Source organism: Helicobacter pylori (genome assembly GCF_002832345.1).
Taxonomy (GTDB): domain Bacteria; phylum Campylobacterota; class Campylobacteria; order Campylobacterales; family Helicobacteraceae; genus Helicobacter; species Helicobacter pylori_CP.
In genome coordinates, this window is record NZ_PHLZ01000040.1 from 1 (window position 1) to 4,514 (window position 4,514).

The window sequence follows — 4,514 nt, forward strand, 5'->3', positions numbered from 1 at the left end:
GCCATCATTTCTCCTTTGAATTTAACTCTGTAAGCCCCACTGATTTAAAAATGGGGCTTATGGAATCAAATGGTTTGAAAATGCGGTGCGGGTTAATGAAAGGGGGAATAAAAGAGGGAATAATAAAAAATAGGGGATTTTTAAATAGGTTTTTATAAAAGCGATAAAAGTATGGTAGCGTTACTTGAATGCTTGAACGATTGAACGATTGAACGATTGAACGATTGAACGATTGAACGATTGAATGATAGAATGATAGAATGATAGAATGATAGAATGATAGAATGATAGAATGATAGAATGATAGAATGATAGAATGATAGAATGATTGATTGATAGAATGATTGATTGATAGAATGATTGATTGATAGAATGATTGATTGATAGAATGATAGAATGATAGAATGATAGAATGCCATTTCTACCCCTTTTTTGAAAAAAAGATGACATGGGTCATTGTATCTAGCGGTATTCAATCAATGGTTAATGGTGTGTTTGATTTTGCGTTTTTTGTTTTATCTAGTGATGTGTTTTAATGATGCGTTTAATTTTTTAATAATGATGTGTTTTTATTTTATAATGATGATGTGTTTTTATTTTATAATGATGATGTGCTTAATCTTAAAGCTTTATTCTCTACCCCCCTAATTCCAATTAGTTCCCCAATCATTTCCAATAATTTTTATCCATTTCTTTCAAACTCTAAATTTTCTTCCAAACTCTCAAAAACTTTAAGCAAACTTTAAGCATTGCATGTCTATAATTACATTTCGTTTTTAAAGACAAGCTTTAAAAAGTTCTTTAATTGAAACCATTCAAACAAGTCATAAAAGCTAAAAAGCTTTAAAATATAAAAAGCCTACCAGCTGATAAAACTTGGCGGTTAAAAAAGATTAGGGATCAAGCATTTTTAGTCTTCTTTAAGGGTTTAACATTCAAGAGCGATTATAGCAAGTTTTTAAAGAAAAACGAAGTTATTTGATTTAATATTGTTAATAGCCTATGTAAAAGTAAAGTAAAACTACAATAACTCTGTCTTATATTCATTAAGGCAGTGGTAGCGCTGAAGAATATTCGTGCAATTGTCGTTATTCATTATAAAAGGGCGGGTTTTAAAGGATATTTTAAAATTTAAAACAAGCTTTTAAGAGCAGATGGCGGATGCCTTGCCAAAGAGAGGCGATGAAGGACGTACTAGACTGCGATAAGCTATGCGGAGCTGTCAAGGAGCTTTGATGCGTAGATGTCCGAATGGGGCAACCCAACTAATAGAGATATTAGTTACTCTTTAATAGAGAGCGAACCTAGTGAAGTGAAACATCTCAGTAACTAGAGGAAAAGAAATCAACGAGATTCCCTAAGTAGTGGCGAGCGAACGGGGAAAAGGGCAAACCGAGTGCTTGCATTCGGGGTTGAGGACTGCAACATCCAAGAGAACGCTTTAGCAGAATTACCTGGAAAGGTAAGCCATAGAAAGTGATAGCCTTGTATGCGACAAGGCGTTTTTAGGTAGCAGTATCCAGAGTAGGCCAGGACACGAGAAATCCAGGTTGAAGCCGGGGAGACCACTCTCCAACCCTAAATACTACTCTTTGAGCGATAGCGAACAAGTACCGTGAGGGAAAGGTGAAAAGAACCGCAGTGAGCGGAGTGAAATAGAACCTGAAACCATCTGCTTACAATCATTCAGAGCCCTATGATTTATCAGGGTGATGGACTGCCTTTTGCATAATGATCCTGCGAGTTGTGGTATCTGGCAAGGTTAAGCGAATGCGAAGCCGTAGCGAAAGCGAGTCTTAATAGGGCGCTTGAGTCAGATGCTGCAGACCCGAAGCTAAGTGATCTATCCATGGCCAAGTTGAAACGCGTGTAATAGCGCGTGGAGGACTGAACTCGTACCCATTGAAACGGGTTGGGATGAGCTGTGGATAGGGGTGAAAGGCCAAACAAACTTAGTGATAGCTGGTTCTCTTCGAAATATATTTAGGTATAGCCTCAAGTGATAATAAAAGGGGGTAGAGCACTGATTGGGCTAGGGCTGCTCGCCGCGGTACCAAACCCTATCAAACTTCGAATACCTTTTATCGTATCTTGGGAGTCAGGCGGTGGGTGATAAAATCAATCGTCAAAAGGGGAACAACCCAGACTACCAAATAAGGTCCCTAAGTTCTATTCTGAGTGGAAAAAGATGTGTGGCTACTCAAACAACCAGGAGGTTGGCTTAGAAGCAGCCATCCTTTAAAGAAAGCGTAACAGCTCACTGGTCTAGTGGTCATGCGCTGAAAATATAACGGGGCTAAGATAGACACCGAATTTGTAGATTGTGTTAAACACAGTGGTAGAAGAGCGTTCATACCAGCGTTGAAGGTATACCGGTAAGGAGTGCTGGAGCGGTATGAAGTGAGCATGCAGGAATGAGTAACGATAAGATATATGAGAATTGTATCCGCCGTAAATCTAAGGTTTCCTACGCGATGGTCGTCATCGTAGGGTTAGTCGGGTCCTAAGCCGAGTCCGAAAGGGGTAGGTGATGGCAAATTGGTTAATATTCCAATACCGACTGTGGAGCGTGATGGGGGGACGCATAGGGTTAAGCGAGCTAGCTGATGGAAGTGCTAGTCTAAGGGCGTAGATTGGAGGGAAGGCAAATCCACCTCTGTATTTGAAACCCAAACAGGCTCTTTGAGTCCTTTTAGGACAAAGGGAGAATCGCTGATACCGTCGTGCCAAGAAAAGCCTCTAAGCATATCCATAGTCGTCCGTACCGCAAACCGACACAGGTAGATGAGATGAGTATTCTAAGGCGCGTGAAAGAACTCTGGTTAAGGAACTCTGCAAACTAGCACCGTAAGTTCGCGATAAGGTGTGCCACAGCGATGTGGTCTCAGCAAAGAGTCCCTCCCGACTGTTTACCAAAAACACAGCACTTTGCCAACTCGTAAGAGGAAGTATAAGGTGTGACGCCTGCCCGGTGCTCGAAGGTTAAGAGGATGCGTCAGTCGCAAGATGAAGCGTTGAATTGAAGCCCGAGTAAACGGCGGCCGTAACTATAACGGTCCTAAGGTAGCGAAATTCCTTGTCGGTTAAATACCGACCTGCATGAATGGCGTAACGAGATGGGAGCTGTCTCAACCAGAGATTCAGTGAAATTGTAGTGGAGGTGAAAATTCCTCCTACCCGCGGCAAGACGGAAAGACCCCGTGGACCTTTACTACAACTTAGCACTGCTAACGGGAATATCATGCGCAGGATAGGTGGGAGGCTTTGAAGTAAGGGCTTTGGCTCTTATGGAGCCATCCTTGAGATACCACCCTTGATGTTTCTGTTAGCTAACTGGCCTGTGTTATCCACAGGCAGGACAATGCTTGGTGGGTAGTTTGACTGGGGCGGTCGCCTCCTAAAAAGTAACGGAGGCTTGCAAAGGTTGGCTCATTGCGGTTGGAAATCGCAAGTTGAGTGTAATGGCACAAGCCAGCCTGACTGTAAGACATACAAGTCAAGCAGAGACGAAAGTCGGTCATAGTGATCCGGTGGTTCTGTGTGGAAGGGCCATCGCTCAAAGGATAAAAGGTACCCCGGGGATAACAGGCTGATCTCCCCCAAGAGCTCACATCGACGGGGAGGTTTGGCACCTCGATGTCGGCTCATCGCATCCTGGGGCTGGAGCAGGTCCCAAGGGTATGGCTGTTCGCCATTTAAAGCGGTACGCGAGCTGGGTTCAGAACGTCGTGAGACAGTTCGGTCCCTATCTGCCGTGGGCGTAGGAAAGTTGAGGAGAGCTGTCCCTAGTACGAGAGGACCGGGATGGACGTGTCACTGGTGCACCAGTTGTTCTGCCAAGAGCATCGCTGGGTAGCTACACACGGATGTGATAACTGCTGAAAGCATCTAAGCAGGAAGCCAACTCCAAGATAAACTTTCCCTGAAGCTCGCACAAAGACTATGTGCTTGATAGGGTAGATGTGTGAGCGCAGTAATGCGTTTAGCTGACTACTACTAATAGAGCGTTTGGCTTGTTTTTTGCTTTTTGATAAGATAACGACAATAGAGCATGGATAAGTTACCACTGCCTTACTGAGTGTAAGAGAGTTGGAGTTTTATAAAGACTTTTATAGGATTGAACTTTAATTGGAAATGAGATACTATCTCAATGGTTTAAAATGAAAGGCTATTAACGATCTTCTTTGTTAAAAACAGCTCCCTATAAAGAGAAAGGGGAGTTAAGGGTAAATGCGATTTATCTTTAGCTCCCTTTTCCTTGTGCCTTTAGAGAAGAGGAACTACCCAGTTAACCATTCCGAACCTGGAAGTCAAGCTCTTCATCGCTGATAATACTGCTCTTTTCAAGAGTGGGAATGTAGGTCGGTGCAGGGATAGGGAAATGTTTTTTAGTCTTGCTTTTTATTTAATTTCATTATTGATTGCTTGTTTTTGTTTGTTTGGTTTGTTTGGTGGTTAATGTTTTATTCAAAGGTTTTTGTTTGCTTATTTTGTTTAAGTTTTTTTATTGTTTT

1 protein-coding gene and 2 rRNA genes are annotated in these 4,514 nt (G+C 42.2%); 2 read left to right on the top strand and 1 reads right to left on the bottom strand.

Annotation, left to right across the window (positions count from 1 at the left end):
* Positions 1-152 precede the first annotated feature (152 nt).
* The gene (locus tag CXY28_RS08380) at positions 153-419 is read right to left on the bottom strand and encodes a CMP-N-acetylneuraminate-beta-galactosamide-alpha-2, 3-sialyltransferase (RefSeq protein WP_100980465.1); all 267 of its coding nucleotides are present in this window, start codon (positions 417-419) and stop codon (positions 153-155) included.
* Positions 420-1,134: 715 nt separating this feature from the next.
* On the opposite strand from CXY28_RS08380, the gene CXY28_RS08385 reads away from it, so the two are divergent.
* Together CXY28_RS08385 and rrf are read left to right on the top strand one after the other, a co-directional pair.
* Positions 1,135-4,021 (top strand): 23S ribosomal RNA (locus CXY28_RS08385).
* A gap of 235 nt (positions 4,022-4,256) precedes the next feature.
* Positions 4,257-4,374: ribosomal RNA gene (gene rrf, locus CXY28_RS08390) — 5S ribosomal RNA — on the top strand.
* Positions 4,375-4,514 lie beyond the last annotated feature (140 nt).